Raw genomic sequence first — 22,892 nt, forward strand, 5'->3', positions numbered from 1 at the left:
GCATCCGGGCGCGCGGTGCGCTTGGCGACGCTCTTGATGCGTTCGACCAATGCTTCACCGGCGTCGATGTCTACACCGGCGTCTTTGTAGCTCAGGGAGGGTTGCTTGCTCATGATCCAGGCCTTTAGGGGGGATTCAGGGGGTATGGACCGAGTCCAGGGAGGCCATTGAAAACGTCGCGGCGGCACTGCCGCACGATCATTTCAACGACCCCGGCTGTTGCCGGTCTGCGAAGGCGCGCGATTTTATCAGGCTTGAGGTGTAGCGGCCATCCTCGGGCCGACGGGCAGGGCACATCCGCTTAAAAAAAACCGTGACGGCACGTGTCGATCCCGTCGCTCGGGTCTGTATAAGGTATAGCCTTGTACCGGCTGTCATTATGACAGCGCCAAAACTTCCAGCGATCGGGTGAATGTTTGCCCGGGCTTTGTGGTCACAGCCTGGCTCAACCCTGTTCACGCGGTCAGTTCCAGCCGCTTTTTGCCGTCGGGAATCTTCCATGCGTTTGCGTAAATTTCTTTTTGTGGGCTGTTTGTCGTTGATCAGCCTGGCGAGTCATGCCGAAACCCTCAATGGCCTGTATCAGGTTCACGAACCGGTCGCCAACCAGACTCCCGGCGAGCGGGACCAGGCCACCCAGCGTGCCCTGGAAACCCTGGTGCTGCGCCTGACCGGCGACAGCAAGGCCTTGCAGGGCCCGGGGCTGGCAGCGATCCGCAAGGACCCGCAGCAGATCATCAGCCAGTACGGCTACGACGCCGGTCCGCCCGAAAGCCTGCAGGTCGATTTCGATCCGGTCAGCACCGACCGTGCACTGCGTCAGGCCGGCCTGTCGCTGTGGGGCAGCAATCGTCCGTCGATCCTGGGTTGGTGGCTGACCGATTCCACCGAAGGTTCCAGCCTGGTCGGCGACGGCCAGGCCAGTGCCGCGCCGCTGCGCCGCGCGGCCCAGCATCGCGGTTTGCCGCTGCGTTTGCCGCTGGCCGACCTGAGCGAGCAGATTGTCGCCACGGCGCCGAATCTCGAAGGTGCCGATCCGGCGCCATTGCAGGCTGCCTCGGAGCGCTACGGAACGGACGCGCTGCTGGCGGTGCACGCCCGCGAAGAGGGCGGCCAGTGGCAGGCCAAATGGCGTCTGTGGCTGGGAGGCCAGAAGGAGCAGGGCAGCGTCCAGGGCGCCGATGTGCCGGCCCTGGCCGATGCGGTGCTGCTTGCGGTCAGTCAGCGCCTGGCGCCCCGTTTCGTGACCAGGCCGGGTGCCTCCAGCGAACAGCTGCTGGAAGTGCAGGGCATGAACCTGGAACATTACGCGGCGCTGGGGCATTTGCTCGAGCCTTTCGGGGGGCGTTTGCAGAGCGTCGATGGCGATCGTTCGGTTTATCGGGTCAGCGGCAGTGCCGAGCAATTGCGGGCGCAATTGAGCCTGGCGCGTTTGCAGGAAGTCCAGGCGAGTGCCGCGCCTGCCCAGCCGACCGTCCAAGGCTCGGTCCCTGTACCTGCGCCTGCCGCGCAGCTGCATTTTCGCTGGTAGATTTTCTTTCTTTATATAGAAGCAATGGAGTGGTTCATGGCTGATACGCGTCGTTGGGTCTGGTTGGGTGGGCTGGTCCTGCTGTGTGGGTTTGTCTACCTGTTGCACCCGATCCTGACACCGTTCCTGGTGGCCTTGCTGCTGGCCTATCTGTTCGATCCGCTGGTGGACCGCCTGGAAAGGTTCGGCTTGTCGCGGACCTGGGGCGTGGTGGCGGTATTCGCGCTGTTCACCCTGATCGTCATGGCGTTGTTGCTGGTGCTGGTGCCGATGCTCGCCAAGCAGTTGCTGCGCCTGTATGAGCTGGCGCCGCAGATGCTTGACTGGTTGCAGCACACGGCGATGCCCTGGGCCCAGTCCAAGCTCGGTCTGGCCGATGGCTTCTGGAAGTTCGACAAGGTCAAGGCGGCGATCAGCGAACACATGGGGCAGACCACCGATATCGTCGGTGTGATCCTCAGTCAGGCAACGGCTTCCAGCCTGGCGCTGATCGGCTGGCTGGCCAACCTGGTGCTGATTCCGGTAGTCAGCTTTTACCTGCTGCGCGACTGGGACCTGATGATGGCGAAGATCCGCAGTCTGTTGCCCCGGGATCGCGAAGCGCGCGCGGTGGCGCTGGCCGGGGAATGTCATGAAGTGCTGGGGGCCTTCGTCCGTGGCCAGTTGCTGGTGATGGTCGCTCTCGGCGGGATCTATGCCGCCGGCCTGATGCTGGTCGGCCTGGAGCTGGGGTTGTTGATCGGTCTGATTGCCGGCCTGGCGGCGATCGTGCCGTACATGGGCTTCGTCATCGGCATCGGCGCGGCGCTGATTGCCGGCTTGTTCCAGTTCGGCGGCGACCTGTACCCCATGATTGGCATCGTTGCGGTGTTCATGGTCGGCCAGGCCCTGGAAGGCATGGTGCTGACGCCCTTGCTGGTGGGTGACCGGATCGGCCTGCACCCGGTGGCGGTGATCTTCGCGATTCTTGCGGGGGGAGAGCTGTTCGGTTTCACCGGCGTCCTGCTGGCTTTGCCGGTGGCGGCGGTGATCATGGTACTGGTGCGCCATGTACACGACCTGTACAAGGATTCGGATATCTACAGTGGTGGCGAGGAGTCCGGGCAGTAACGGGCCTTGCCTGGGCTTTCGAGGCGCCCGGGTATGGGCGGGTGGCTCCGAAGGCCTTTGCAGCTGTCACATCCAGCGTCAAAGAAACCCTCGGGATTTCTTCAAGCTGACGCAAACCTTTGATTTTGCTCGTGGTCTGCTACATTGTGCGCCCGGCGTCACGGGTATAAACTTTGCAAACTTTACACAGAGGCCACTAACGGTTCGTTTGGAACTGTTCAGTCAGCATGAAACCGATTCAGCTGCCCCTAGGTGTGCGTCTGCGGGATGACGCCACCTTCATCAACTACTACCCAGGCGCCAATGCCGCTGCACTCGGCTATGTCGAGCGGCTTTGCGAAGCCGACGCTGGCTGGACCGAAAGCCTGATCTACCTCTGGGGTAAGGATGGGGTAGGGCGCACGCACTTGCTGCAGGCGGCCTGCCTGCGCTTCGAGCAGTTGGGGGAGCCGGCGGTCTATCTGCCCCTGGCGGAGTTGCTGGATCGCGGCATCGAAATCCTCGACAACCTGGAACAGTACGAACTGGTTTGCCTGGACGACTTGCAAGCGGTGGCGGGCAAGGCTGACTGGGAAGAGGCGCTGTTCCATCTGTTCAACCGTCTGCGTGACAGCGGTCGGCGCTTGCTGATCGCTGCTTCGACTTCTCCGCGGGAGCTGCCGGTAAAGCTGGCGGACCTCAAATCGCGCCTGACCCTGGCGCTGATCTTCCAGATGCGCCCACTCTCCGATGAAGACAAACTGCGGGCGTTGCAATTGCGTGCTTCCCGTCGCGGGCTGCACCTGACCGACGAAGTCGGGCACTTTATCCTGACTCGCGGTACCCGCAGCATGAGCGCCCTGTTCGAGCTGCTGGAGCGCCTCGACCAGGCTTCCCTGCAAGCCCAGCGCAAGCTCACCATTCCCTTCCTCAAGGAAACCCTGGGCTGGTAAAACAGCGGCCCGCAGGGGATTTTCGGTATATTTCAGGCGCCAGAAAACCCGCATCCGGAAGCGCTTCCAGAGGCGTGTGGGTTTAAAATGGGCTTAAGGCCTTAGATGTAAGCGAGAAACCGATAAGTCACAAAATAATCGATTGAATTTGCAAATAAGAGCGATAGAGGGCATAGTCGCGGCTTCTTTATAACTTTAAGCCACGGTCGTGCCCATGCTGAAGCGCTTCGCACCCCTCGTGCCTCTTGCACTCGTCACCCTGTTGTATGGTTGCGCCACCCACTCTCCGGTGAGCCAACAAGAACAGCAACAACAGGCTCAATACTCTTCAAAAGCCCAGTCTTCTGCTCTTTTCCAGGAAGAACTGGCAACCGAAAAAGAACTTGCCGAGTTCGCAGGCAGCAAGCCTTACCAGCTGCCGGTCCTGGCTGACAGCATTCTCGAGCGTGGCCGCTCCCTGATCGGTACCCGTTACCGTTTCGGCGGTACCTCAGAAGCCGGCTTCGATTGCAGCGGTTTCATCGGCTACCTGTTCCGTGAAGAAGCCGGCATGAATCTGCCGCGCTCCACTCGCGAAATGATCAACGTGGATGCTCCTCTGGTTGCGCGCAACAAGCTGCAGCCGGGCGATCTGTTGTTCTTCGCCACCAATGGCCGCCGCGGTCGTGTCAGCCACGCTGGCATCTACCTGGGCGACGACCAGTTCATCCATTCCAGCAGCCGCCGCAGCGGTGGTGTCCGGGTGGACAGCCTGGGCGACAGCTACTGGAGCAAGAGCTTCATCGAAGCCAAACGCGCCCTCGCCATGGCCCCGACCGTGGTCACCGCACGTAAATAAGCGGACTTTTTGTAAGGCAAACTTAAAGTCTTACTTGAAGTTTGGTGCGTAGTCGCTAGAATCCTGATCTATTGTTGAAAACTAACCGCGTAAGCCCTGCTTACGCGGTTTTGTTTTCGGCCTCACGGCAGAGAAAGCCGCATCCAGATCAGGATTGTTCTGTATATGTCGACGTCGGCCCGCCTCGCATTGATCGTTCTCGCCGCGCTGCTCAGCGCGTGTGCCAGCCGTACCCCGCCACCCGCGCCTGTGGTACGTGCTCCGGTTTTCAATTCTCCCCAGACCTTCTCGCCAGCTGCCGAAGACGTGCTGTTCCGTGCGTTGGGCCTGGTGGGCACGCCTTATCGCTGGGGTGGCAATACGCCGGACTCCGGTTTCGATTGCAGCGGCCTGATCGGTTATGTCTACCGCGATGCCGCCGGTATCTCGCTGCCCCGTTCGACCCGAGAAATGATTGGCATGCAGGCGCCGGATGTCGGCAAGAATGCCTTGCAGACCGGCGACCTGATATTTTTTGCTACCAATGGCGGTTCCCAGGTCAGCCATGCCGGCATCTATGTCGGCGAAGGCCGCTTCGTGCATGCGCCGGCCACGGGCGGCACGGTGAAGCTGGACAGCCTGTCCAAGGCCTATTGGCAAAAAGCCTACCTGAGCGCCAAACGTGTGCTGCAGCCAGAGCACCTGGCGCACAACCCTTAGGTTCTTTTCTGCGTCGAGGTGGTCATGACCGCTCGTACCCTCAACCTCGACGACGCCCTCTATCACTACCTGCTCGACGTTTCCCTGCGCGAAACGCCGCTGCTGCGCCGTCTGCGCGACGAAACCCAGGCGCTGCCCATGGCGCGTTGGCAGGTGGCGCCTGAACAGGGGCAGTTCCTGGCATTGCTGGTCAGGCTGGTCGGCGCCAGGCGGGTGCTGGAAGTCGGGACTTTCACGGGTTACAGCGCCCTGTGCATGGCCATGGCCTTGCCCGAGGACGGTCAGTTGATCTGCTGCGACATCCCGGGTGACTACAACGCCACCGCGCACCGCTACTGGCAGGAAGCAGGTGTCGCCGGGCGCATCGAGCTGCGTCTGGCGCCGGCACTCGAGACGCTGGCGCGGATCGAGCGCGAGGAAGGCGAAGCGGGTTTCGACCTGGTCTTCATCGACGCCGACAAAGCCAATTACCCCGCCTACTTGGAAAGTGCCCTGCGCCTGCTGCGGGTGGGTGGCCTGGCGGTATTCGATAACACCCTATGGAGCGGCCGGGTGCTGGAGAGCAATCCCCAGAGCGAAGACACCCGGGCCATCCAGGCACTCAACCGTGCCTTGAAGGATGACCCGCGTGTCGACCTGTCGCTGCTCCCCCTGGGGGATGGTTTGAGCCTGTGCCGCAAGCGTTGAACCTATTGCGCCTTGGCGGCTGAAACGCGCCAGACCTTGTTGCCGACATCGTCGGCCACCAACAGATCCCCTTGCTTGTCGATCACCACCCCGACCGGGCGGCCCATGGCTTTTTCGTCGGCACTCAAGAAGCCGGTCAGCACATCCACCGGTTGACCCACTGGCTTGCCATTGGCGAAGGGCACGAAGATCACCTTGTAGCCGCTATGGGGCTTGCGGTTCCATGAGCCGTGCTGGCCGATGAACACGCCCTGGGTGAACGGCGCCGGCAGCTTGCTGCCTTCGGCGAAGGCCAGGCCCAGGGAGGCGGTGTGCGGGCCGATGGCGTAGTCGGGGGCGATGGCCTTGGCTACCAGCTCCGGGTTCTGCGGTGTGACTCGTACGTCCACATGCTGGCCGTAGTAGCTGTAGGGCCAGCCATAGAAGGCGCCGTCCTTGACCGAGGTGATGTAGTCCGGCACCAGGTCGCTGCCGATCTCGTCGCGTTCGTTGACCGCGGTCCACAGTTGCCCGCTGTGCGGCTCCCAGGCCATACCGTTGGGGTTGCGCAGGCCGGAGGCGAAAATCCGCTGCTGGCCGCTGGCGCGATCGACTTCCCAGATAGCGGCGCGACCTTGTTCCTGGTCCAGGCCGTTCTCGCCCACGTTGCTGTTGGAGCCAACCGTGACATACAGCTTGCTGCCGTCCTTGCTGGCAATCACGTTTTTGGTCCAGTGGTGGTTCAGCGTACCGCCCGGCAGGTCGACCACTTTGGTCGGTTGGGCGGTGATCTTCGTGTCACCGTCCCGATAGGGGAAGCGCAGCAGCCGATCGGTATCGGCGACATACAAGTCGTTGCCCACCAGCGTCATGCCGAACGGTGAGTTGAGGTTTTCCAGGAAGACCGTGCGGGTTTCCGCCACGCCGTCGTGGTCCTTGTCCCGCAGCAGGGTGATGCGGTTCGGGCTGGGCACGCCTGCACCGGCGCGGCTCATGATCTTGCCTGCGATCCAGCCACGAAAGCCCCTGTCGTCATCGGGTTTGGCCGGGGCGTTGGTCTCTGCCACCAGTACATCGCCGTTGGGCAGCACGTACAGCCAGCGTGGGTGGTCCAGGCCTTCGGCGAACGCGGCCACCTGGGTGCCGGCGGCGGCCACGGGTTTGGCGCCAGCGGACCAGCCGATCGCCGGGGCGATGTTCACGGTCGGGATCAGGGTCGGGTTCGGTTCAGGCAGTTTTGGCGAGGGGCCGGTGCCGTCGGATACCTGGAGGCTGGAGCTCTCGCCACAGGCGACCAGGCCTGTGGCGACACTGATGAGGATGGCGTATCGAAGCTTGAGCATGCTGATTTCCCTATGAATGCACGAGTCGGTGTCGTCATAGAGAAGCACAGGCTGGCAATGGTTCAAACCATTCAGTGGGCTTCCTTGAACAGCACGGCGACGCCAGGGTGATAGTTGCCGGCCTCGTTGTGCAATTTGCGGTAGGCGTAGGGGAAGTACCAGGCCACGGCGCAGCAATGTTCCTTCTGCAGGTCGTCGACCATGTCCTGCAGTTCTTCCGGAGTGGCGCTGTGCTGGCTCTTCTGCGGCGTGACGAACAGGCAGCCGAGCTTCAGGTCGCTGGGGTAGCTGGCCTTTTTCGCGTCGCTGGCGGCGTCCAGCAGCGGCTGGGTCAGGCGCAGGCTGTTGACCCGGGGCCAGCGCTGGGTGGCCTGGATATAGACCCGTTCCTCCGGCGTGGCGATATACAGGTCGGTGCGCCCGTTACGGTTGCCTTCTTCGAGCTGTTTTTTGCTCGGGGTGTGTTCCAGGGTGACCATTTCCGCCATCCAGGCCGCGGATGAGAGCAACCCCAGGTTGGCTTGTTCGTCGAACCAGTACGGGCTTTCGTTATCGCCGCGCACGGTGTTGTAGCGGTCGATGCAATCGAACCAGCGTTCCAGGGCAGGGCGCAGGAACTCCAGTTTCGGATTGCTGATGATCATGCCTTGCATCGGACTTTTCCTATTCTTTTTGAGATTGTGGAATTTTTTAACGAGATTATGGCTATTTGATATCACTGCACTGAGTGTGGCACAAGATTGGCGCCACGTTTCCGATAGGCAGCATTTCGCCCATCCGTCAGGCCCTGGCTTTCATTGACGCTCCACCCCCAACCCTCTAACCTTCGCGACTTGTTTCAGGTGCTCTGTGACCCGCTGGTCGACAGAGTGAAACAGGGAAGCCGGTGAGTCCCCGTGCCGACAGGGCACCCCTGACGATTCCGGCGCTGCCCCCGCAACGGTAAATGAGTCAAGACTGCGCCTGATGCCACTGTGTCGAGTGTCGACATGGGAAGGCGCGCAGTTGGGCATCCGCCACTCACAAGCCCGGAGACCGGCCTGATCCATCCAACGGCATCACGGTGGGCGATGCCAGGCTTGCGCCGTCTATTCCTATGCCTGCCCCCCGTTATCCAGCCCCAACGGAGAGCTGCCCCATGACTGAATCCCCCGATCGTGACGAACGCCATCTGGCGCGCATGCAACGCAAAAAGGCCGTGATCGATGAACGTATCGCCAACTCGCCGAACGAGTGCGGCTTGCTGCTGGTGCTGACCGGCAACGGCAAAGGCAAGAGCAGCTCGGCCTTCGGCATGCTCGCGCGGGCCATGGGCCACGGCATGCAATGCGGTGTGGTGCAGTTCATCAAGGGCCGCAACAGCACCGGCGAGGAGTTGTTTTTCCGCCGCTTCCCGGAGCAGGTGCGCTTCCACGTGATGGGCGAGGGCTTTACCTGGGAGACCCAGGACCGCCAGCGCGACATCGCCGCGGCCGAAGCCGCCTGGGCGGTGTCCCGCGAACTGCTGCGCGATCCGAATATCGGCCTGGTGGTGCTCGATGAGCTGAACATCGCCCTCAAGCACGGTTACCTCGACCTGGATCAGGTGCTCAGCGACCTGCAGGCCCGACCGCCGATGCAGCATGTGGTGGTCACCGGGCGCGGCGCCAAGCCGGAAATGATCGAAATGGCCGACACCGTCACCGAGATGGGCATGCTCAAGCATGCCTTCCAGGCCGGGATCAAAGCGCAGAAAGGCGTCGAACTGTGAGTGATGCCCGTCATTGTCCGGCGGTACTGATTGCCGCCCCGGCCTCCGGCCAGGGCAAGACCACCGTGACCGCCGCGCTGGCCCGCTTGCATCGCAATCAGGGACGCAAGGTACGCGTGTTCAAGTGCGGCCCGGACTTCCTCGACCCGATGATTCTCGAGCGCGCCAGCGGCGCGCCGGTGTATCAACTGGACATGTGGATGGTCGGCGAGCAGGAGAGCCGACGCCTGTTGTGGGAAGCCGCGGGCGAGGCGGACCTGATTCTGATCGAAGGCGTGATGGGGTTGTTCGACGGCACCCCGTCCAGCGCCGATCTGGCGCGGCATTTCGGGGTGCCGGTGCTGGGGGTGATCGATGGCACGGCCATGGCCCAGACCTTCGGCGCCCTGGCGTTGGGGCTGGCGCGTTATCAGCCGGACCTGCCGTTCGCCGGGGTGCTGGCCAACCGAGTCGGCACCCTGCGCCATGCGCAGTTGCTCGAAGGCAGCCTGACTGAGGGGCTGCGCTGGTACGGCGCCTTGTCCCGGGAAACCGGGATCGAACTGCCGAGCCGCCACCTGGGCTTGGTGCAGGCCAGCGAACTCAACGACCTGGACCTGCGGCTCGACGCAGCGGCAGCGGCCCTGGCCGACAGTTGCGAAGTGGCCTTGCCCCCGGCCGTCGAGTTTGCCGCGCCCCAGGTGGTGGCCGTCGAGCCGCTGCTGGCCGGCGTGCGCATTGCCGTGGCCCGGGACGAAGCCTTTGCCTTTACCTATGGCGCGAGCCTGGATCTGCTGCGGGCCATGGGCGCCGAGCTGCGCTTTTTCTCGCCGATCCATGACACCACGCTGCCCGAGGCGGACAGCCTTTACCTGCCGGGCGGTTACCCGGAGCTGCATCACCGGGCGCTGGCGGCGAATGGCTCGATGCTCAGCGCGATCCGAGAGCATCACGCCATGGGCAAGCCCTTGCTCGCCGAGTGCGGCGGCATGTTGTATCTGCTGGACTCGCTGACCGACGTCGACGGCGAGCGCGCCGAACTGCTGGGCCTGCTGCCCGGCGACGCGGTGATGCAAAAGCGCCTGGCGGCGTTGGCCCTGCAGGCGGTGGAGTTGCCGGAAGGCGCGTTGCGCGGCCACACCTACCACCACTCGTTGACCACTACCGAGCTGGTGCCGATCGCCCGGGGCCTGAGCCCGAATGGCGGGCGTGGCGCGGAAGCGGTGTATCGCGCGGGGCGAATGACCGCCTCTTACGTGCATTTCTATTTTCCGTCCAACCCTGGAGCGGTGGCGGCGCTGCTGGCGCCTGAAGGCGCGAAGCACCCATGACCGACAACGCTTTTTCCGCGGCCGAGCGCGACGCGGTCTACCGCGCGATCGCCGAGCGCAGGGACATGCGCCACTTCACCGGCGGCACGGTCGAGCCACAGGTCCTGCGCCGTTTGCTGGAGGCCGCGCACCAGGCGCCGAGTGTCGGCCTGATGCAGCCCTGGCGTTTCATCCGCATCAGCGATCGGGCGTTGCGTGGGCAGATCCGGCAACTGGTGGAAGAGGAGCGGGTGCGCACGGCCGAGGCCCTGGGCGAACGCTCCGACGAGTTCATGAAGCTCAAGGTCGAAGGCATCCACGATTGCGCCGAGGTGCTGGTGGCGGCGCTGATGGACGACCGCGAGCGGCATATTTTCGGTCGCCGGACCTTGCCGGAAATGGATCTGGCCTCGCTGTCCTGCGCGATCCAGAACCTGTGGCTGGCGGCCCGGGCCGAAGGGCTGGGCATGGGCTGGGTGTCGCTGTTCGAGCCTGTTGCCTTGGCCCGACTGCTGGGCTTGCCGGCCGGGGCCAAGCCGTTGGCGGTGTTGTGCCTGGGGCCGGTCGGCGAATTTTATCCGGCACCGATGCTGGTGCTCGAAGGCTGGGCGCGAGAGCGCCCGCTGAGTGAGTTGCTGTATGAAAATTATTGGGGAGTGAGTCAATGAGCGTGGCGTTGCTGAGTGTCGCCGCAGTGGCGCTGGATGCGTTGCTGGGCGAACCCAAGCGCTGGCATCCGCTGGTGGCGTTCGGTCGTTTTGCCGATCGCATCGAGCAACGTTTCAACTCCGGTGGTCGCGGCTGGCGCAGTCATGGCGTCACCGCCTGGGTCATCGCGGTGCTGCCGCTGACGCTGCTGGTAACGCTGTTTTCCTGGCTGCCCTTGGTCGGTTGGATAGTCGAGATCCTGGCGTTGTACTGCGCCCTGGGCCTGCGCAGCCTCGGCGAGCATGTCGAGCCGGTGGCCCAGGCCTTGCGCAGCGACGACCTGGATCAGGCGCGGCAACGGGTCAGCTATCTCGTCAGCCGCCAGACCAGCGAACTGGACGCCACCGAAGTCGCCCGCGCCGCCACCGAATCGGTGCTGGAAAACGGCAGCGACGCGGTGTTCGCCGCCTTGTTCTGGTTTGCCGTGGCCGGCGTTCCGGGGGTGGTGCTCTATCGTCTGAGCAATACTCTGGATGCCATGTGGGGCTATCGTAATGAACGGTTCGAGCGTTTCGGCTGGGCGGCGGCGAAGATCGACGACCTGCTCAACTACATTCCGGCCCGGCTGGTGGCCCTGACTTACGCGCTGCTGGGCAAGACCCGCCTGGCCCTGAAGTGCTGGCGCCGCCAGGGGCCGACCTGGGACAGCCCGAACGCCGGACCGGTGATGGCGGCCGGGGCCGGGGCCCTGGGCGTCGAGTTGGGCGGCGCGGCGATCTATCACGGCGAGCTGCACCAGCGGCCGCAGCTGGGCGAAGGTCCGGCGGCCGATGCCGGTTCCATCGATCGCGGCTGGCAGCTGGTGCAGCGTGGGGTCTGGTTGTGGCTGCTGATTCTCTGTGTGGGGGCACAATTCTATGCTTGAGCACGGTGGTCGCCTGCGCAAGGCGGCCGAGCAGTACGGCATCGCCGAGGCCGACTGGCTGGACCTGTCCAGCGGCCTGGCGCCCTGGCCCTGGCCCATTCCCGAGATAGGGATTCGCGCCTGGGCGCGCCTGCCGGAAACCGACGACGGCCTGGAGCAGGCAGCCTGCGACTACTACGGCGCGACCCATGTGTTGCCGGTGCCCGGCTCCCAGGCGGCGATCCAGTTGCTTCCGCGTTTACGCCGTGCCGGCAAGGTCGGCGTGTTGTCGCCCTGTTATGCCGAGCACGCCGAAGCCTGGCGTCGCAGCGGCTACATCGTGCGTGAGGTGCTGGAGCAGGAAGTGGACTTCTTCCTCGACAGCCTGGACGTGCTGGTGGTGGTCAACCCGAACAACCCCACGGGCCTGAGCCTGACCCCGGAGCGCCTGTTGGACTGGCATGCGCGTCTGGCCCAGCGCGGTGGCTGGCTGGTGGTGGACGAAGCCTTCATGGACAACACCCCGCAGTTGAGCCTGGCGGCCCAGGCCGATCAGGTGGGGTTGATCGTGCTGCGCTCCTTCGGCAAGTTTTTCGGCCTGGCCGGTGTGCGCCTGGGGTTCGTGCTGGCCGAGCGCAAACTGCTGCGGTTGCTGGCCGAACAGGTCGGGCCCTGGGCCGTCAGCGGGCCGACCCGGGTGCTGGGGCAGGTATGCCTGCGCGACAGCGAAGGCCATGCGCGACAACGGGTACGCAGCGAAGCGGCGAGCCTGCGTCTGGCGCTGCTGCTTGAGCGTTATGGCCTGAAACCCCAGGGCGGCTGCGCGTTGTTCCAATGGCTGATCACCGAGCGTGCCGAGCGAGTGCATGAGTTCATGGCGCTGCGCGGCATCCTGCTGCGGCTGTTCGTCCACAACAGCAGCCTGCGTTTCGGCCTGCCGGCCGACGAGGCCGACTGGGCGCGTCTCGAACAGGCGCTGGTCGCCTATGCCAAGGAGCATCCATGACCACCCTGATGGTGCAGGGCACCACCTCCGATGCCGGTAAAAGTACCCTGGTGACGGCGCTCTGCCGCTGGCTGACGCGTCAGGGCGTGAGCGTCGTCCCCTTCAAGCCGCAGAACATGGCCCTCAACAGCGCGGTGACCGCCGACGGCGGCGAGATCGGCCGGGCCCAGGCGGTACAGGCCCAGGCCGCGTACCTGGAACCGCACACCGACATGAACCCGGTGCTGCTCAAGCCCAACAGCGACACCGGCGCCCAGGTGATCATTCACGGCCGCGCCGTGACGACCATGAATGCCGTGGCCTACCACGACTACAAGGCTATCGCCATGCAGGCGGTGCTGGCTTCCCATCAACGCCTGAGCGCGGCCTATCCGGTGGTGATGGTGGAAGGCGCAGGCTCGCCGGCGGAGATCAATCTGCGCGCCGGCGATATCGCCAACATGGGGTTTGCCGAAGCGGTGGACTGTCCGGTGGTGCTGATCGCCGACATCAACCGCGGTGGGGTTTTCGCCCACCTGGTGGGCACCCTCGAGCTGCTGTCCCCCAGCGAGCAGGCGCGGGTCAAAGGTTTCATCATCAACCGCTTTCGCGGCGATCTCGCCTTGCTGCAACCGGGCCTCGACTGGCTCGAGGCACGTACCGGCAAACCGGTGATCGGCGTGTTGCCCTATGTGCTGGACTTGCACCTGGAAGCCGAGGACGGCATCGACCCCCGTCAGGCCGGCAAGGCCGAGCAGGTGCTGAAAGTGCTGGTGCCGGTGTTGCCGCGCATCAGCAATCACACCGACTTCGACCCGCTGCGCCTGCATCCTCAGGTGGACCTGCAATTCATCGGCCCTGGGCAGGCGATTGGGCCGGCCGATCTGATCATCCTGCCCGGCTCGAAAAGCGTGCGCGGCGACCTGGCGTATCTGCGTGCCCAGGGCTGGGACAGCGCCATCGCCCGGCATCTGCGCTACGGCGGCAAGGTGCTGGGCATCTGCGGTGGTCTGCAGATGCTGGGCGAACAGATGCACGACCCTCTGGGGCTGGAAGGGGCGCCGGGGTCGAGCCCGGGGCTGGGGTTGCTGGCGTTCGAGACGGTGCTGGAGCAAGAGAAGCAACTGCGCAATGTGCGGGGGCGTCTGCTGTTGGAAGAGGCCAGTGTCAGCGGTTACGAGATCCATGCCGGAGTCACCACGGGGCCCGCCCTGGAGCTGCCGGCGGTGACCCTGGACGACGGGCGTTGCGACGGCGCGCGCAGCGCCGACGGGCAGATTCTCGGGACCTACCTGCACGGCCTGTTCGAGACACCGGCGGCCTGTAGCGCGCTGTTGCGCTGGGCGGGGTTGCGCGAGGTGCAGGAGGTCGACTACCACGCCCTGCGCGAGCGCGACATCGAACGCCTGGCCGACCTGGTGGAGCAGCATCTGGACACTGGGCGTCTGCGTCAACTCTGCGGGCTTTAGAAGGTCGGCGCCGGCAGTGCGGCGCCGTTGTGGCGGTATTCACTTCAAGGGTTTCCAAGCATGTTGCAACTGATCCTCGGCGGCGCCCGTTCCGGCAAGAGTCGCTTGGCTGAAAAGCTGGCCGGCGAGAGCGGCCTGGCCGTGACCTATATCGCCACCAGCCAGGCGCTGGACGGTGAAATGAACCAGCGCATCGAGCATCACCGCGAGCGGCGTCCGGCCGACTGGGGTTTGATCGAGGAACCGCTGGAACTGGCGCGGGTGCTGCGCGAAGCCGCGAGCACCGAGCGCTGCCTGCTGGTGGATTGCCTGACGTTATGGCTGACCAACCTGTTGCTGCTGGGCGATCCCGAGCAGCTCGCCCAAGAGCGCGAAGCGCTGCTGGACAGCCTGGCGTCGCTGCCGGGAGAAATCATTTTTGTCAGCAACGAGACCGGAATGGGTGTCGTGCCGCTGGGCGAATTGACTCGCCGCTATGTCGATGAAGCCGGTTGGTTGCATCAAGCCCTGGCCGAACGTTGTCAGCGCGTGGTGCTGACGGTGGCCGGCCTGCCCCTGACTTTGAAAGGAACTGCGTTATGAATGACTTCTGGTGGCAGCGGCCGTGCAAGGCGCTGGACACTCAAGCGCTGGCAGCGGCGCAGGCGCGTCAGCAGCAACTAACCAAGCCCGCGGGTTCGTTGGGGCAACTGGAACGGGTGGCGGTGCAACTGGCCGGCCTGCAGGGGCGGGTCAAGCCTGGCCTGGAGCAGCTGTGGATCGCGATTTTCGCCGGCGACCACGGGGTGGTGGCCGAAGGTGTTTCGGCTTATCCGCAGGAGGTCACGGGGCAGATGCTGCTCAACTTCGTCAGCGGCGGCGCGGCTATCAGCGTGCTGGCGCGGCAGTTGCGAGCACAGCTGGAGGTGGTCGACCTGGGGACAGTGACGCCCGGCTTGAGCCTGCCTGGTGTGCGTCATTTGAACCTGGGGGCGGGGACCTGCAACTTCGTCGAAGGGCCGGCGATGACCCAGGCCCAGGGCGAGCAGGCCCTGCAGGCCGGACGGGACAGCGTGCTGCGGGCCGTCGCCCAGGGCAGCGAGCTGTTCATTGGTGGCGAGATGGGCATCGGCAACACCACCACGGCCAGCGCTGTGGCCTGTGCCTTGCTGGATATCCCGGTGGCGCTTCTCGCGGGGCCGGGGACCGGGCTGGATGCGGCAGGGGTCAGCCACAAGGCACGGGTGATCGAGCGCGCCCTGGGCCTGCACGCTGCTCAGCGCGGCGATGCCTTGCAGACCTTGTTCAACCTCGGCGGTTTCGAGATCGCCGCGTTGGTGGGGGCTTACCTGGCCTGCGCCCAGGAAGGCGTGGCGGTGCTGGTGGACGGTTTCATCTGCAGCGTGGCGGCCCTGGTGGCGGTGCGGCTGAACCCTGGGTGCCGCCAGTGGCTGCTGTTCGGCCACCGCGGAGCCGAGCCTGGGCATCGGCATATCCTGCACACCCTCGAGGCCGAGCCGCTGCTGGACCTCGGCCTACGCCTGGGCGAGGGCAGCGGCGCGGCGCTGGCGGTGCCCTTGCTGCGCCTGGCCTGCGACCTGCACGGACAGATGGCGACCTTCGCCGAGGCGGCGGTGTCGGATCGTCCGGCATGACCTTGCGCCTGGACCTGCTGCGCCATGGCGAAACCGAGCTCGGTGGCGGCCTGCGCGGCAGCCTCGACGATGCCCTGACCGACACTGGATGGCGGCAGATGCGTGCTGCGGTTGCTGGCCAGGGGCCCTGGGATCGGCTGGTGAGTTCGCCCCTACAGCGCTGTGCGCGTTTCACCGAGGAACTGGGCGCGCAGTTGGCGCTGCCGGTGACCCTGGAGCCGGACCTGCAGGAGTTGCATTTCGGCGCCTGGGAAGGGCAGAGCGCGGCGGCCCTGATGACCGCCGACGCCGAAGCGCTGGGGCGGTTCTGGTCCGATCCCTATGCATTCACGCCGCCACAGGGCGAACCGGTGCTGGCGTTTTCCGCGCGGGTGCTGGGGGCGGTCGAGCGCCTGCATCAGTGTTACGCCGGCGAGCGGGTGCTGCTGGTCAGCCATGGCGGGGTGATGCGCCTGTTGCTGGCCCGGGCCCGTGGTTTGCCGCGGGAGCAGTTATTGAATGTCGAGGTCGCTCACGGCGGGCTGTTCAGCCTGACCGTCGAGGCGGGCTCGGTGTTGAGCGAAGGAGTCTGAGCGTGCTGCCATTCTGGATCGCCCTGCAGTTTCTCAGCAGCTTTCCGGTGCGCCTGCCGGGTATGCCGGCGCCCCAGGAGATGGGGCGCTCGTTGCTGTTTTATCCGCTGGTCGGCCTGCTGTTCGGGGTGCTGCTCTGGGGCCTGAACCAGTTGCTGATGGGCGCGCCGGTGCTGTTGCACGCGGCCTTGTTGCTGACGGTCTGGGTACTGCTCAGCGGTGCCTTGCATCTGGATGGGCTGGCCGACAGCGCCGACGCCTGGCTTGGCGGCTTCGGTGACCGCGAGCGCACGCTGACGATCATGAAGGACCCGCGCAGCGGGCCGATCGCCGTGGTCACCCTGGGGCTGGTGCTGCTGCTCAAGTTCAGTGCGCTGGTGGCGCTGATCGAGCAACAGGCTGGCGTCGCCTTGTTGCTGGCGCCGCTGATCGGCCGTGGAGCCTTGCTGGGGCTGTTCCTGAGTACGCCCTATGTGCGGGCTGGCGGCCTGGGGCAGGCGCTGGCCGAGCATCTGCCGCGACAGGCTGGCAAGCAGGTGCTGGCGTTCGCTGCGCTGCTCTGTGTGTTGCTGGGTGGTTATGGCGCGGTGTTCGCGTTGCTGCTGGCGGTGGTGGTGTTTGCCGGCTTGCGTCGGCTGATGATGCGGCGGCTGGGCGGTACCACTGGAGACACCGCGGGCGCTCTGTTGGAGCTGCTGGAGATGGCGGTGCTGGTGGGGCTGGCGTTGTTCTAGAAAAGGACGGGGTGCTGGCGTTAGCCGGGGCCCCGGTTTGTGTCGGACCCTGCAAATTTCTTGCATTCCCTTAATCGCGGGTATATACACGCACCATGCTTCCTTCTCAATGTTTGTGCATCAACCTGCGTCGCGCCGCCCGCGGTGTCAGCAGGTTCTACGACGGCGCCCTCGACGGCTTTGGGATCAACGTCGCCCAGTATTCTCTGCTGAGCAACCTGCAGCGCCTGGATCAACCCAGCATTTCCAGCCTGGCCGAGGCCATGGGCCTGGATCGCAGCACCCTGGGCCGCAATCTGCGGGTGCTGGAAGGCGAGGGGCTGGTGCGGCTGGCCGAAGGCGAGGATCAACGCAACCGCATCGTCCAGCTGACCGAGGAAGGCCGGCAACGACTGCTGGCGGCCTTGCCGGCCTGGGAAGCGGCGCAACAGCGCCTGATCGATCGTCTGGGGGCAGAGAAGCGCGAAACCTTGCTGGCCTTGCTGAGCGAACTGGCGTGAGCGCCGTTCGTTCGATGATAAGCGGGTACATACCCGCAAACGGAGAATAATGATGACTTCAATGTGGCGTACCAGTGGCTGGGTTCTTCTCGGGAGTGCGTTGATCCTGGCCTTGTCACTGGGGGTTCGACACGGTTTCGGGCTGTTCCTGCCGCCCATGAGCGCCGAGTTCGGCTGGGGGCGCGAGGTATTTGCCTTTGCCATAGCCCTGCAGAACCTGATCTGGGGCCTGGCCCAGCCCTTTACCGGGGCCCTGGCCGACCGTTTCGGCGCGGCCAGGGTGGTGTTGATCGGCGGCGTGCTGTACGCCCTGGGCTTGTTGTTCATGGGGCTGGCCGACTCGCCGTTGTCGTTGTCGCTGAGTGCCGGCTTGCTGATCGGCATCGGGCTCTCGGGCACCTCGTTCTCGGTGATTCTGGGTGTGGTGGGGCGCGCCCTGCCGGCAGAAAAACGCAGCATGGGCATGGGGATCGCCAGTGCTGCCGGTTCGTTCGGCCAGTTCGCCATGTTGCCGGGCACCCTGGGGCTGATCGGCTGGCTCGGCTGGTCGGCGGCGCTGCTGGTGCTGGGCGTGCTGGTGGCCTTGATCGTGCCGCTGGTGAGCATGCTCAAGGACAAGCCGCTGCCAAGCCTGGGCCATGAGCAGAGCCTGTCCGAGGCCTTGCGCGAAGCCTGTTCCCATTCTGGGTTCTGGTTGCTGGCCTTCGGCTTTTTCGTCTGTGGTTTCCAGGTGGTGTTCATCGGCGTGCACTTGCCGGCCTATCTGGTGGACCAGCACTTGCCGGCCACTGTTGGCACCACAGTGCTGGCGCTGATCGGCCTGTTCAATATCTTCGGGACCTACACCGCCGGCTGGCTGGGCGGGCGCCTGTCCAAGCCGCGCTTGCTGACCGGCCTGTATCTGCTGCGCGCCGTGGTCATCGCGTTGTTCCTGTGGATGCCGGTAACGCAACTCAGCGCCTATCTGTTCGGCATGGCGATGGGCTTCCTGTGGCTGTCGACGGTGCCGCTGACCAATGGCACCGTGGCGACCTTGTTCGGGGTGCGTAACCTGTCCATGCTCGGTGGCATCGTGTTTCTGTTTCACCAATTGGGCTCGTTCCTCGGCGGCTGGCTCGGCGGCGTGGTCTACGATCGAACCGGGAGTTATGACTTGATCTGGCAGGTGGCGATTCTGCTCAGCCTGATGGCCGCGGCCCTGAACTGGCCGGTGCGCGAGCGTCCGGTCGCGCGCTTGCAGGCCAGCGCGGCATGAGCCGCTCCGCTTTGCGCTGGGCCGGCTTGGCGCTCGTTGTCGGGCTGCTGGCGCTGGCCTGGTGGGGCTGGCATCAGGGCGGGCTGGCGCTGATGCAATTGGGCATGGGCGCGTGCTAGGAGGCGCTTGCCAGGGCGTCCGCCAAGTCAGTACCTTCGCGTTCTGACGACACTTTTCAAGGAGCTGAATATGTGGATGCGTTGGCTGGCTGTTCCAGCCGTACTCGTGGCGTTTGCCGGTTCCGCGTGGGCGGATGAATGTCCTTCGCTGTTGCAGGGCTCGTTGCCCAAGCTGCGGGCCAAGGAAACCATCGATCTGTGCCAACGTTTTGCCGGCAAGCCGCTGGTGGTGGTCAATACCGCGAGCTTTTGCGGCTTTGCCCCGCAGTTCAAGGGGCTCGAGGCGCTGTACCAGCGTTACAAGGATCAGGGACTGGAACTGGTGGGCGTGCCGTCCGATGACTTCAAGCAGGAGTCCAAGGATGGCGCGGAAACCGCCAAGGTCTGTTATGTGAACTACGGCGTCACCTTCACCATGACCGAGCCGCAGTCGGTCAGGGGGCCGGACGCGGTGCATCTGTTCAAGGTCCTGGCCGAGCAGAGTGCTGCGCCGAAGTGGAATTTCTACAAGTATGTGGTCGATCGCCAGGGCAAGGTCATCGCCTATTTCGCCAGCCCGACCAAGCCGGACAGCCCTGAACTGATCGAAGCGGTGGAGCAGGCGTTGGCCTCCAGGCCTTGAGGGTTATCCGCGACCGATAAAAAAGCCCCCGCATCCAGGATGCGGGGGCTTTTTCATTTCGCTGGCCGGGCCTTCAGGCTTTAGAAGCGGTAGGTGGCACCTACGCCGAAGCCGTTGGCGCTGTTTTCGTACTCGGAGCTGTAGGACTGACCGAGAGGGTTGCTGTTGTTGATCTTGACTTTCTCTTCCTTGAGGTAGGAGTAAGCCACATCGATGGTCAGGTCTTCGGTTGGGCTCCAGCCGGCGCCGAGGCTGAAGATGGTCCGGTCGCCGGTAGGAATGCGTGGCGAGCGGTTCTTGTTGTTGGCTGGCGACTGGTCGAAGGTCAGGCCGGTACGCAGCACCCACTGCTTGTTCAGCTGGTAGGAAGTACCGATGGCGTAGGCCCAGGTGTCATGCCAGTTCTGCTCTTCCTTGACGGAGCTGAGGGAGTTCGGGGCCAGGAGGCCGCCAGTGCTGGCAGTTACACCTTCGTTTTGCACGGTGATGTCTTTCAGGCGGCTCCAGCGGGTCCAGGTCGCACCGGCGTAGAGTTTCCAGGCATCGTTGAGTTCCTGGGTCACCGACAGGTCGGCCGATTCAGGGGTGGTGATGTCCAGCGAGGCATCGTAGCGAGCGTCGCGCAGCAGCGCGCCCGGGGTGCCGGCGCCTGGGCTGACTTCAGTGTGGCCTTCGAGCTTGTACTTGACCTTCGAGTGGTAGGTCAGGCCGACGCGAGTGGTGTCGGTCGCCTGGACCAGCAGACCAATGTTGTAGCCGTAGCCAACGTCGTCACCCTTGATCTGCACACGGCCATCGTTGGGCGACAGAGGGGTGGTCAGTGCGGATTCCAGGGTGCCGGAAATGCGGTTGATAGTCGGGCCGAAACCGATCGATACCCGGTCGTTGAAGGCATAGCTGACGGTTGGCTGGAAAGTGATGACTTTCACTTCGCTCTTGCTGCCGAAGTTACGGCCCTGGAAGCCGTTTTCATAATCGGTGATCAGGCCGAATGGGGCATAGACACCCAGGCCGAAGGCCCACTGATCATCGATAGGCTTGACGTAGAAAGCCATTGGCACGGCGGTGAAAGGCACCATGTCGCCTTTGTTGGTACCGCTGCGGCTGCCGCTGGCATCGCTGATGTCAGTGGAGGCGTCGATCGCTGCTACGCCGCCGGTGATTTGCTGGCGTTTCAGGCGCGACATACCGGCAGGGTTGCCAAAAACAGTGCTTGCATCATCGGCAGCAGAGGATCGACCCGCGAAACCAGTGCCCATGCCGCTGATGCTTTGTTCGTTCAGGGCAAAGCCACTTGCAAAAAGTTGGGTGGATGCCATGGCAACGGCGAGGCTAAGACTGGTTTTGAGTATTACTTTTTTCATTATTAGAACTCCTGGTGATCACCGGAGCGAAAATTACCAACATTTCTTTCTCAGCGCTATAGCCTGTATGGCTTGAGATAGAGCGGTTTTGTAGGACAATCAGACCAGATTTGCCGGGCTTTCCACGATCTTGCAAAAATCCCGCTCAGTAGGCGACTTCATGGCGTGGGGCAACACAGGCTTGCCAGGCGTCGGTGAAGTCCCGCAAGCGTCCCTGTGGCTGGAAGATCTGACGCCAGATGCGGGCCATGCCGATAAGGTCGTTGGCCTGGGGGAGTGGGGTGTTCTGTTCTTCGACCAGCAGCCAGGCGATGGCGGTGGCGTAACGCAGGTTGACGGTCAGTTCCAGGTGCGGACCGCTGAGGAAAGCGTGCTGGCTGGCCAGTCCGCGTACCAGGCTGGCGCGGTCCGGATCCAGGGCCAGATAGTGGTCCCAGAGGGCCTGGTGACGGGGTTCCGCGATGCGGTAGAGGCCATGGCCGCGGCGGTCGTGGAGGGCGGAGCCGAGGGCGGATTGGCTGGCGGCGATGCCCAGCAGCAGGGATTCCGCGGTGCGGCTGTGACTGCCCAGATAGATCAGGGTTGGGCGGATCACGTAGCGGCACAGTTCGCTGGCGGCGATACCCATAAAGCCCTCGAAGCGTGAAAGTGGCCGGCAGAGCCTGATGGGGGAGCTTGGCAGCGGTGGATCGGTCAGGCCCGCCGGAAGCGGGTCATGCCGCTTGAGTTGAAGTGTAGTGTCATATCCCTGCCGTAAAGGACTGTTTTTAAAATATTTCCAGCGTCCAGTTATAACCGTTATATCGGATCGTGCTTTAGCCTGCGCCGATAAAACCGAAACAACAGGCAATAAAAAGCCCCGCGGTTCAGGCGAGGCTTCGGGTTTTCAACGCTTTGGCGTTTCAGGCCGTGAGGGCCTGGCGGGTGCGATCGATCACCGCCTGCAGCGGCTCGGCGCTGGAGTACTGATCGGGATACAGGCGCTCGCTATGGCGGGCGATTCCGTGTTCGTTGACCAGGGTGAAGCTGAAGCAACCGTTGCGAGCGGCCATGATCAGGCAGTTCATTGGAGCGAAAGCGTTGGTGAGGGTGCGAATGGCATCCTGAGTCTGGATTTGAGTAGACATAGTTATTGGGTGTTCCTACAAATGACACGGTTAAGAACCGTGCAACGTTAAAACGTTCCAGTAACGCCAACCACCATTGGTCGAACGAAGAACCCGACTGGAACAAGGCAGCCAGTTGGAAGCGCTTTAGTTAAGTGCGCGCTAGGGCTGGCAGGTAGGTACTTAGGAGGGCAGGCAATCACGGCGGGGGTTAAGGTTCTGGGCCCCAGGTGAAGATCCTGATCAATTGCAGGTTGGTTCGGTCAGAGTAGAAGGGCTTCGCGACATCCTTTGCAGTGTGTTCAAAGGCGGTGTCGGCGAACGCTTTACCTGGAAACCAGGTGGTCGATCCCGTGTGATCGGTAGAGGCTTCTCTTGAGGGAAGGTGAACCGAAGGGGAGTTGTTCGACCAGAATTGACTTTCAGCTTGGTACTAACGCTGTGGATGCTAACGGATTGAATTCTTTGATGCAAGTGCGTTAGGCGAAAAGGTTATGAGCGCTTCCGGGCGAATCTGCTTGAGCGACGGAGTGCAGGGATCTGGCTTCGAACGGTCGGCAGTTTGTTACTGGAGCCCTGGCGTCTGAGCCTGTTTTCCTGCGAATGGGCGAAAAAGGTGCGCCGATATAACTGGATCAAGGGTACTTGTGCACAATAGTTGCGCAGCCTGTCACCCGCCTGTCACCTCATCCGCAGCGCCCTCCATTGCCTGCGATAAAAATTTAAGTCAATGAAAAACATCGGTTTTTTTTACTGGTGAAAAAATCGTCAGTTTGACTGCAGGCCACGTCCCATGGGGCTTTCGGCAGCTTGCGGGGCGGT

25 protein-coding genes, 1 pseudogene and 1 riboswitch are annotated in these 22,892 nt (G+C 63.7%); of the genes and pseudogenes, 20 read left to right on the top strand and 6 right to left on the bottom strand.

Features of this window, described 5'->3' with window-relative positions; all coding sequences use genetic code 11:
• Positions 1-113, bottom strand: a pseudogene (locus ACQKQA_RS11330) (phosphoribosylformylglycinamidine cyclo-ligase); the annotation flags it as partial.
• Positions 114-499: 386 nt separating this feature from the next.
• On the opposite strand from ACQKQA_RS11330, the gene ACQKQA_RS11335 reads away from it, so the two are divergent.
• The 6 genes from ACQKQA_RS11335 (at position 500) to ACQKQA_RS11360 (ending at position 5,797) form a co-directional block, all read left to right on the top strand.
• Complete coding sequence (locus ACQKQA_RS11335) at positions 500-1,531, top strand: DUF2066 domain-containing protein (protein WP_427556888.1); 1,032 nt, start codon at positions 500-502, stop codon at positions 1,529-1,531.
• Positions 1,532-1,567: 36 nt separating this feature from the next.
• Complete coding sequence (locus ACQKQA_RS11340) at positions 1,568-2,641, top strand: AI-2E family transporter (protein ID WP_427556890.1); 1,074 nt, start codon at positions 1,568-1,570, stop codon at positions 2,639-2,641.
• Between the two features lie 227 nt (positions 2,642-2,868).
• A complete protein-coding gene (hda, locus tag ACQKQA_RS11345; protein ID WP_007898944.1) occupies positions 2,869-3,573 on the top strand; it encodes a DnaA regulatory inactivator Hda in 705 nt (234 codons plus the stop codon).
• A 214-nt stretch (positions 3,574-3,787) separates the two neighbouring features.
• Positions 3,788-4,411 carry a C40 family peptidase gene (locus tag ACQKQA_RS11350; RefSeq protein WP_427556895.1) on the top strand — a complete coding sequence of 208 codons (624 nt, stop codon included), beginning with the start codon at positions 3,788-3,790 and terminating at the stop codon, positions 4,409-4,411.
• Between the two features lie 165 nt (positions 4,412-4,576).
• Positions 4,577-5,110: a C40 family peptidase gene (locus tag ACQKQA_RS11355; protein WP_427556898.1), complete on the top strand. Its 534-nt coding sequence runs from the start codon at positions 4,577-4,579 to the stop codon at positions 5,108-5,110.
• A gap of 24 nt (positions 5,111-5,134) precedes the next feature.
• On the top strand, positions 5,135-5,797 hold the full coding sequence (locus ACQKQA_RS11360) for a class I SAM-dependent methyltransferase (protein WP_427556901.1): 663 nt from the start codon (positions 5,135-5,137) through the stop codon (positions 5,795-5,797).
• A gap of 2 nt (positions 5,798-5,799) precedes the next feature.
• Here the strand turns inward: ACQKQA_RS11360 and ACQKQA_RS11365 are convergent, their stop codons facing one another.
• Both ACQKQA_RS11365 and ACQKQA_RS11370 read right to left on the bottom strand, forming a co-directional pair.
• Entirely contained in the window at positions 5,800-7,119 is a 1,320-nt protein-coding gene (locus ACQKQA_RS11365; RefSeq protein ID WP_427556904.1) for a PQQ-dependent sugar dehydrogenase, read from the bottom strand.
• A gap of 71 nt (positions 7,120-7,190) precedes the next feature.
• The gene (locus ACQKQA_RS11370) at positions 7,191-7,772 is read right to left on the bottom strand and encodes a hypothetical protein (protein ID WP_427556907.1); all 582 of its coding nucleotides are present in this window, start codon (positions 7,770-7,772) and stop codon (positions 7,191-7,193) included.
• 170 nt (positions 7,773-7,942) lie between these two features.
• Positions 7,943-8,177, top strand: a riboswitch (cobalamin riboswitch).
• An 80-nt stretch (positions 8,178-8,257) separates the two neighbouring features.
• Between ACQKQA_RS11370 and cobO the strand changes: the two genes are divergently transcribed.
• The 14 genes from cobO to ACQKQA_RS11440 all read left to right on the top strand — a co-directional run bounded on the left by cobO (position 8,258) and on the right by ACQKQA_RS11440 (position 19,600).
• Positions 8,258-8,869: a cob(I)yrinic acid a,c-diamide adenosyltransferase gene (cobO, locus tag ACQKQA_RS11375; protein ID WP_427556910.1), complete on the top strand. Its 612-nt coding sequence runs from the start codon at positions 8,258-8,260 to the stop codon at positions 8,867-8,869.
• Positions 8,866-10,179: a cobyrinate a,c-diamide synthase gene (locus tag ACQKQA_RS11380; RefSeq protein WP_427556913.1), complete on the top strand. Its 1,314-nt coding sequence runs from the start codon at positions 8,866-8,868 to the stop codon at positions 10,177-10,179. The genes cobO and ACQKQA_RS11380 overlap by 4 nt, the downstream gene beginning before the upstream one ends.
• A complete protein-coding gene (bluB, locus tag ACQKQA_RS11385; protein WP_427556916.1) occupies positions 10,176-10,826 on the top strand; it encodes a 5,6-dimethylbenzimidazole synthase in 651 nt (216 codons plus the stop codon). Before ACQKQA_RS11380 ends, bluB begins: the two co-directional genes overlap by 4 nt.
• Positions 10,823-11,731: an adenosylcobinamide-phosphate synthase CbiB gene (cbiB, locus tag ACQKQA_RS11390; RefSeq protein WP_427556919.1), complete on the top strand. Its 909-nt coding sequence runs from the start codon at positions 10,823-10,825 to the stop codon at positions 11,729-11,731. The genes bluB and cbiB overlap by 4 nt, the downstream gene beginning before the upstream one ends.
• Entirely contained in the window at positions 11,724-12,716 is a 993-nt protein-coding gene (gene cobD, locus ACQKQA_RS11395; RefSeq protein WP_427556922.1) for a threonine-phosphate decarboxylase CobD, read from the top strand. Before cbiB ends, cobD begins: the two co-directional genes overlap by 8 nt.
• Entirely contained in the window at positions 12,713-14,164 is a 1,452-nt protein-coding gene (locus tag ACQKQA_RS11400; RefSeq protein ID WP_427556925.1) for a cobyric acid synthase, read from the top strand. Before cobD ends, ACQKQA_RS11400 begins: the two co-directional genes overlap by 4 nt.
• Positions 14,165-14,224: 60 nt before the next feature.
• Entirely contained in the window at positions 14,225-14,746 is a 522-nt protein-coding gene (gene cobU / locus ACQKQA_RS11405) for a bifunctional adenosylcobinamide kinase/adenosylcobinamide-phosphate guanylyltransferase (RefSeq protein WP_427556928.1), read from the top strand.
• Positions 14,743-15,798 carry a nicotinate-nucleotide--dimethylbenzimidazole phosphoribosyltransferase gene (cobT, locus tag ACQKQA_RS11410; RefSeq protein ID WP_427556931.1) on the top strand — a complete coding sequence of 352 codons (1,056 nt, stop codon included), beginning with the start codon at positions 14,743-14,745 and terminating at the stop codon, positions 15,796-15,798. The genes cobU and cobT overlap by 4 nt, the downstream gene beginning before the upstream one ends.
• On the top strand, positions 15,795-16,370 hold the full coding sequence (gene cobC, locus ACQKQA_RS11415; RefSeq protein ID WP_427556933.1) for an alpha-ribazole phosphatase family protein: 576 nt from the start codon (positions 15,795-15,797) through the stop codon (positions 16,368-16,370). The genes cobT and cobC overlap by 4 nt, the downstream gene beginning before the upstream one ends.
• Positions 16,371-16,372: 2 nt before the next feature.
• Positions 16,373-17,104 (top strand): adenosylcobinamide-GDP ribazoletransferase, encoded by a 732-nt coding sequence (locus tag ACQKQA_RS11420; protein ID WP_427556936.1) that lies wholly within the window; start codon positions 16,373-16,375, stop codon positions 17,102-17,104.
• A gap of 95 nt (positions 17,105-17,199) precedes the next feature.
• The gene (locus ACQKQA_RS11425; RefSeq protein ID WP_427556938.1) at positions 17,200-17,604 is read left to right on the top strand and encodes a MarR family winged helix-turn-helix transcriptional regulator; all 405 of its coding nucleotides are present in this window, start codon (positions 17,200-17,202) and stop codon (positions 17,602-17,604) included.
• 52 nt (positions 17,605-17,656) lie between these two features.
• Complete coding sequence (locus ACQKQA_RS11430; RefSeq protein WP_427556941.1) at positions 17,657-18,859, top strand: MFS transporter; 1,203 nt, start codon at positions 17,657-17,659, stop codon at positions 18,857-18,859.
• On the top strand, positions 18,856-18,978 hold the full coding sequence (locus ACQKQA_RS11435) for a hypothetical protein (RefSeq protein ID WP_427556944.1): 123 nt from the start codon (positions 18,856-18,858) through the stop codon (positions 18,976-18,978). Before ACQKQA_RS11430 ends, ACQKQA_RS11435 begins: the two co-directional genes overlap by 4 nt.
• Before the next feature lie 70 nt (positions 18,979-19,048).
• The gene (locus ACQKQA_RS11440; protein WP_427556947.1) at positions 19,049-19,600 is read left to right on the top strand and encodes a glutathione peroxidase; all 552 of its coding nucleotides are present in this window, start codon (positions 19,049-19,051) and stop codon (positions 19,598-19,600) included.
• Positions 19,601-19,680: 80 nt separating this feature from the next.
• On the opposite strand, the gene ACQKQA_RS11445 is transcribed toward ACQKQA_RS11440, so the two are convergent.
• The 3 genes from ACQKQA_RS11445 to ACQKQA_RS11455 form a co-directional block, all read right to left on the bottom strand.
• Positions 19,681-20,964: an OmpP1/FadL family transporter gene (locus ACQKQA_RS11445; protein ID WP_427556950.1), complete on the bottom strand. Its 1,284-nt coding sequence runs from the start codon at positions 20,962-20,964 to the stop codon at positions 19,681-19,683.
• Positions 20,965-21,109: 145 nt separating this feature from the next.
• A complete protein-coding gene (locus tag ACQKQA_RS11450; RefSeq protein WP_427556953.1) occupies positions 21,110-21,592 on the bottom strand; it encodes a hypothetical protein in 483 nt (160 codons plus the stop codon).
• Positions 21,593-21,866: 274 nt separating this feature from the next.
• A complete protein-coding gene (locus ACQKQA_RS11455; protein WP_427556956.1) occupies positions 21,867-22,091 on the bottom strand; it encodes a hypothetical protein in 225 nt (74 codons plus the stop codon).
• Positions 22,092-22,892: the final 801 nt, after the last annotated feature.

The organism is Pseudomonas sp. NPDC089530 (assembly GCF_050280705.1).
Classification (GTDB): domain Bacteria; phylum Pseudomonadota; class Gammaproteobacteria; order Pseudomonadales; family Pseudomonadaceae; genus Aquipseudomonas.

Coding starts and splice junctions, on each gene's coding strand:
- ACQKQA_RS11340 (WP_427556890.1), top strand. CDS start 1,568: ATGGCTGATACGCGTCGTTGGGTCTGGTTGGGTGGGCTGGTCCTGCTG.
- cobU (WP_427556928.1), top strand. CDS start 14,225: ATGTTGCAACTGATCCTCGGCGGCGCCCGTTCCGGCAAGAGTCGCTTG.
- ACQKQA_RS11455 (WP_427556956.1), bottom strand. CDS start 22,091: ATGTCTACTCAAATCCAGACTCAGGATGCCATTCGCACCCTCACCAAC.
- ACQKQA_RS11425 (WP_427556938.1), top strand. CDS start 17,200: ATGCTTCCTTCTCAATGTTTGTGCATCAACCTGCGTCGCGCCGCCCGC.
- hda (WP_007898944.1), top strand. CDS start 2,869: ATGAAACCGATTCAGCTGCCCCTAGGTGTGCGTCTGCGGGATGACGCC.
- ACQKQA_RS11335 (WP_427556888.1), top strand. CDS start 500: ATGCGTTTGCGTAAATTTCTTTTTGTGGGCTGTTTGTCGTTGATCAGC.
- cobO (WP_427556910.1), top strand. CDS start 8,258: ATGACTGAATCCCCCGATCGTGACGAACGCCATCTGGCGCGCATGCAA.
- ACQKQA_RS11370 (WP_427556907.1), bottom strand. CDS start 7,772: ATGCAAGGCATGATCATCAGCAATCCGAAACTGGAGTTCCTGCGCCCT.
- ACQKQA_RS11450 (WP_427556953.1), bottom strand. CDS start 21,592: ATGGGTATCGCCGCCAGCGAACTGTGCCGCTACGTGATCCGCCCAACC.
- bluB (WP_427556916.1), top strand. CDS start 10,176: ATGACCGACAACGCTTTTTCCGCGGCCGAGCGCGACGCGGTCTACCGC.
- ACQKQA_RS11360 (WP_427556901.1), top strand. CDS start 5,135: ATGACCGCTCGTACCCTCAACCTCGACGACGCCCTCTATCACTACCTG.
- cbiB (WP_427556919.1), top strand. CDS start 10,823: ATGAGCGTGGCGTTGCTGAGTGTCGCCGCAGTGGCGCTGGATGCGTTG.
- ACQKQA_RS11445 (WP_427556950.1), bottom strand. CDS start 20,964: ATGAAAAAAGTAATACTCAAAACCAGTCTTAGCCTCGCCGTTGCCATG.
- ACQKQA_RS11355 (WP_427556898.1), top strand. CDS start 4,577: ATGTCGACGTCGGCCCGCCTCGCATTGATCGTTCTCGCCGCGCTGCTC.
- ACQKQA_RS11440 (WP_427556947.1), top strand. CDS start 19,049: ATGTGGATGCGTTGGCTGGCTGTTCCAGCCGTACTCGTGGCGTTTGCC.
- ACQKQA_RS11400 (WP_427556925.1), top strand. CDS start 12,713: ATGACCACCCTGATGGTGCAGGGCACCACCTCCGATGCCGGTAAAAGT.
- ACQKQA_RS11365 (WP_427556904.1), bottom strand. CDS start 7,119: ATGCTCAAGCTTCGATACGCCATCCTCATCAGTGTCGCCACAGGCCTG.
- ACQKQA_RS11430 (WP_427556941.1), top strand. CDS start 17,657: ATGACTTCAATGTGGCGTACCAGTGGCTGGGTTCTTCTCGGGAGTGCG.
- cobD (WP_427556922.1), top strand. CDS start 11,724: ATGCTTGAGCACGGTGGTCGCCTGCGCAAGGCGGCCGAGCAGTACGGC.
- cobT (WP_427556931.1), top strand. CDS start 14,743: ATGAATGACTTCTGGTGGCAGCGGCCGTGCAAGGCGCTGGACACTCAA.
- ACQKQA_RS11435 (WP_427556944.1), top strand. CDS start 18,856: ATGAGCCGCTCCGCTTTGCGCTGGGCCGGCTTGGCGCTCGTTGTCGGG.
- ACQKQA_RS11350 (WP_427556895.1), top strand. CDS start 3,788: ATGCTGAAGCGCTTCGCACCCCTCGTGCCTCTTGCACTCGTCACCCTG.
- cobC (WP_427556933.1), top strand. CDS start 15,795: ATGACCTTGCGCCTGGACCTGCTGCGCCATGGCGAAACCGAGCTCGGT.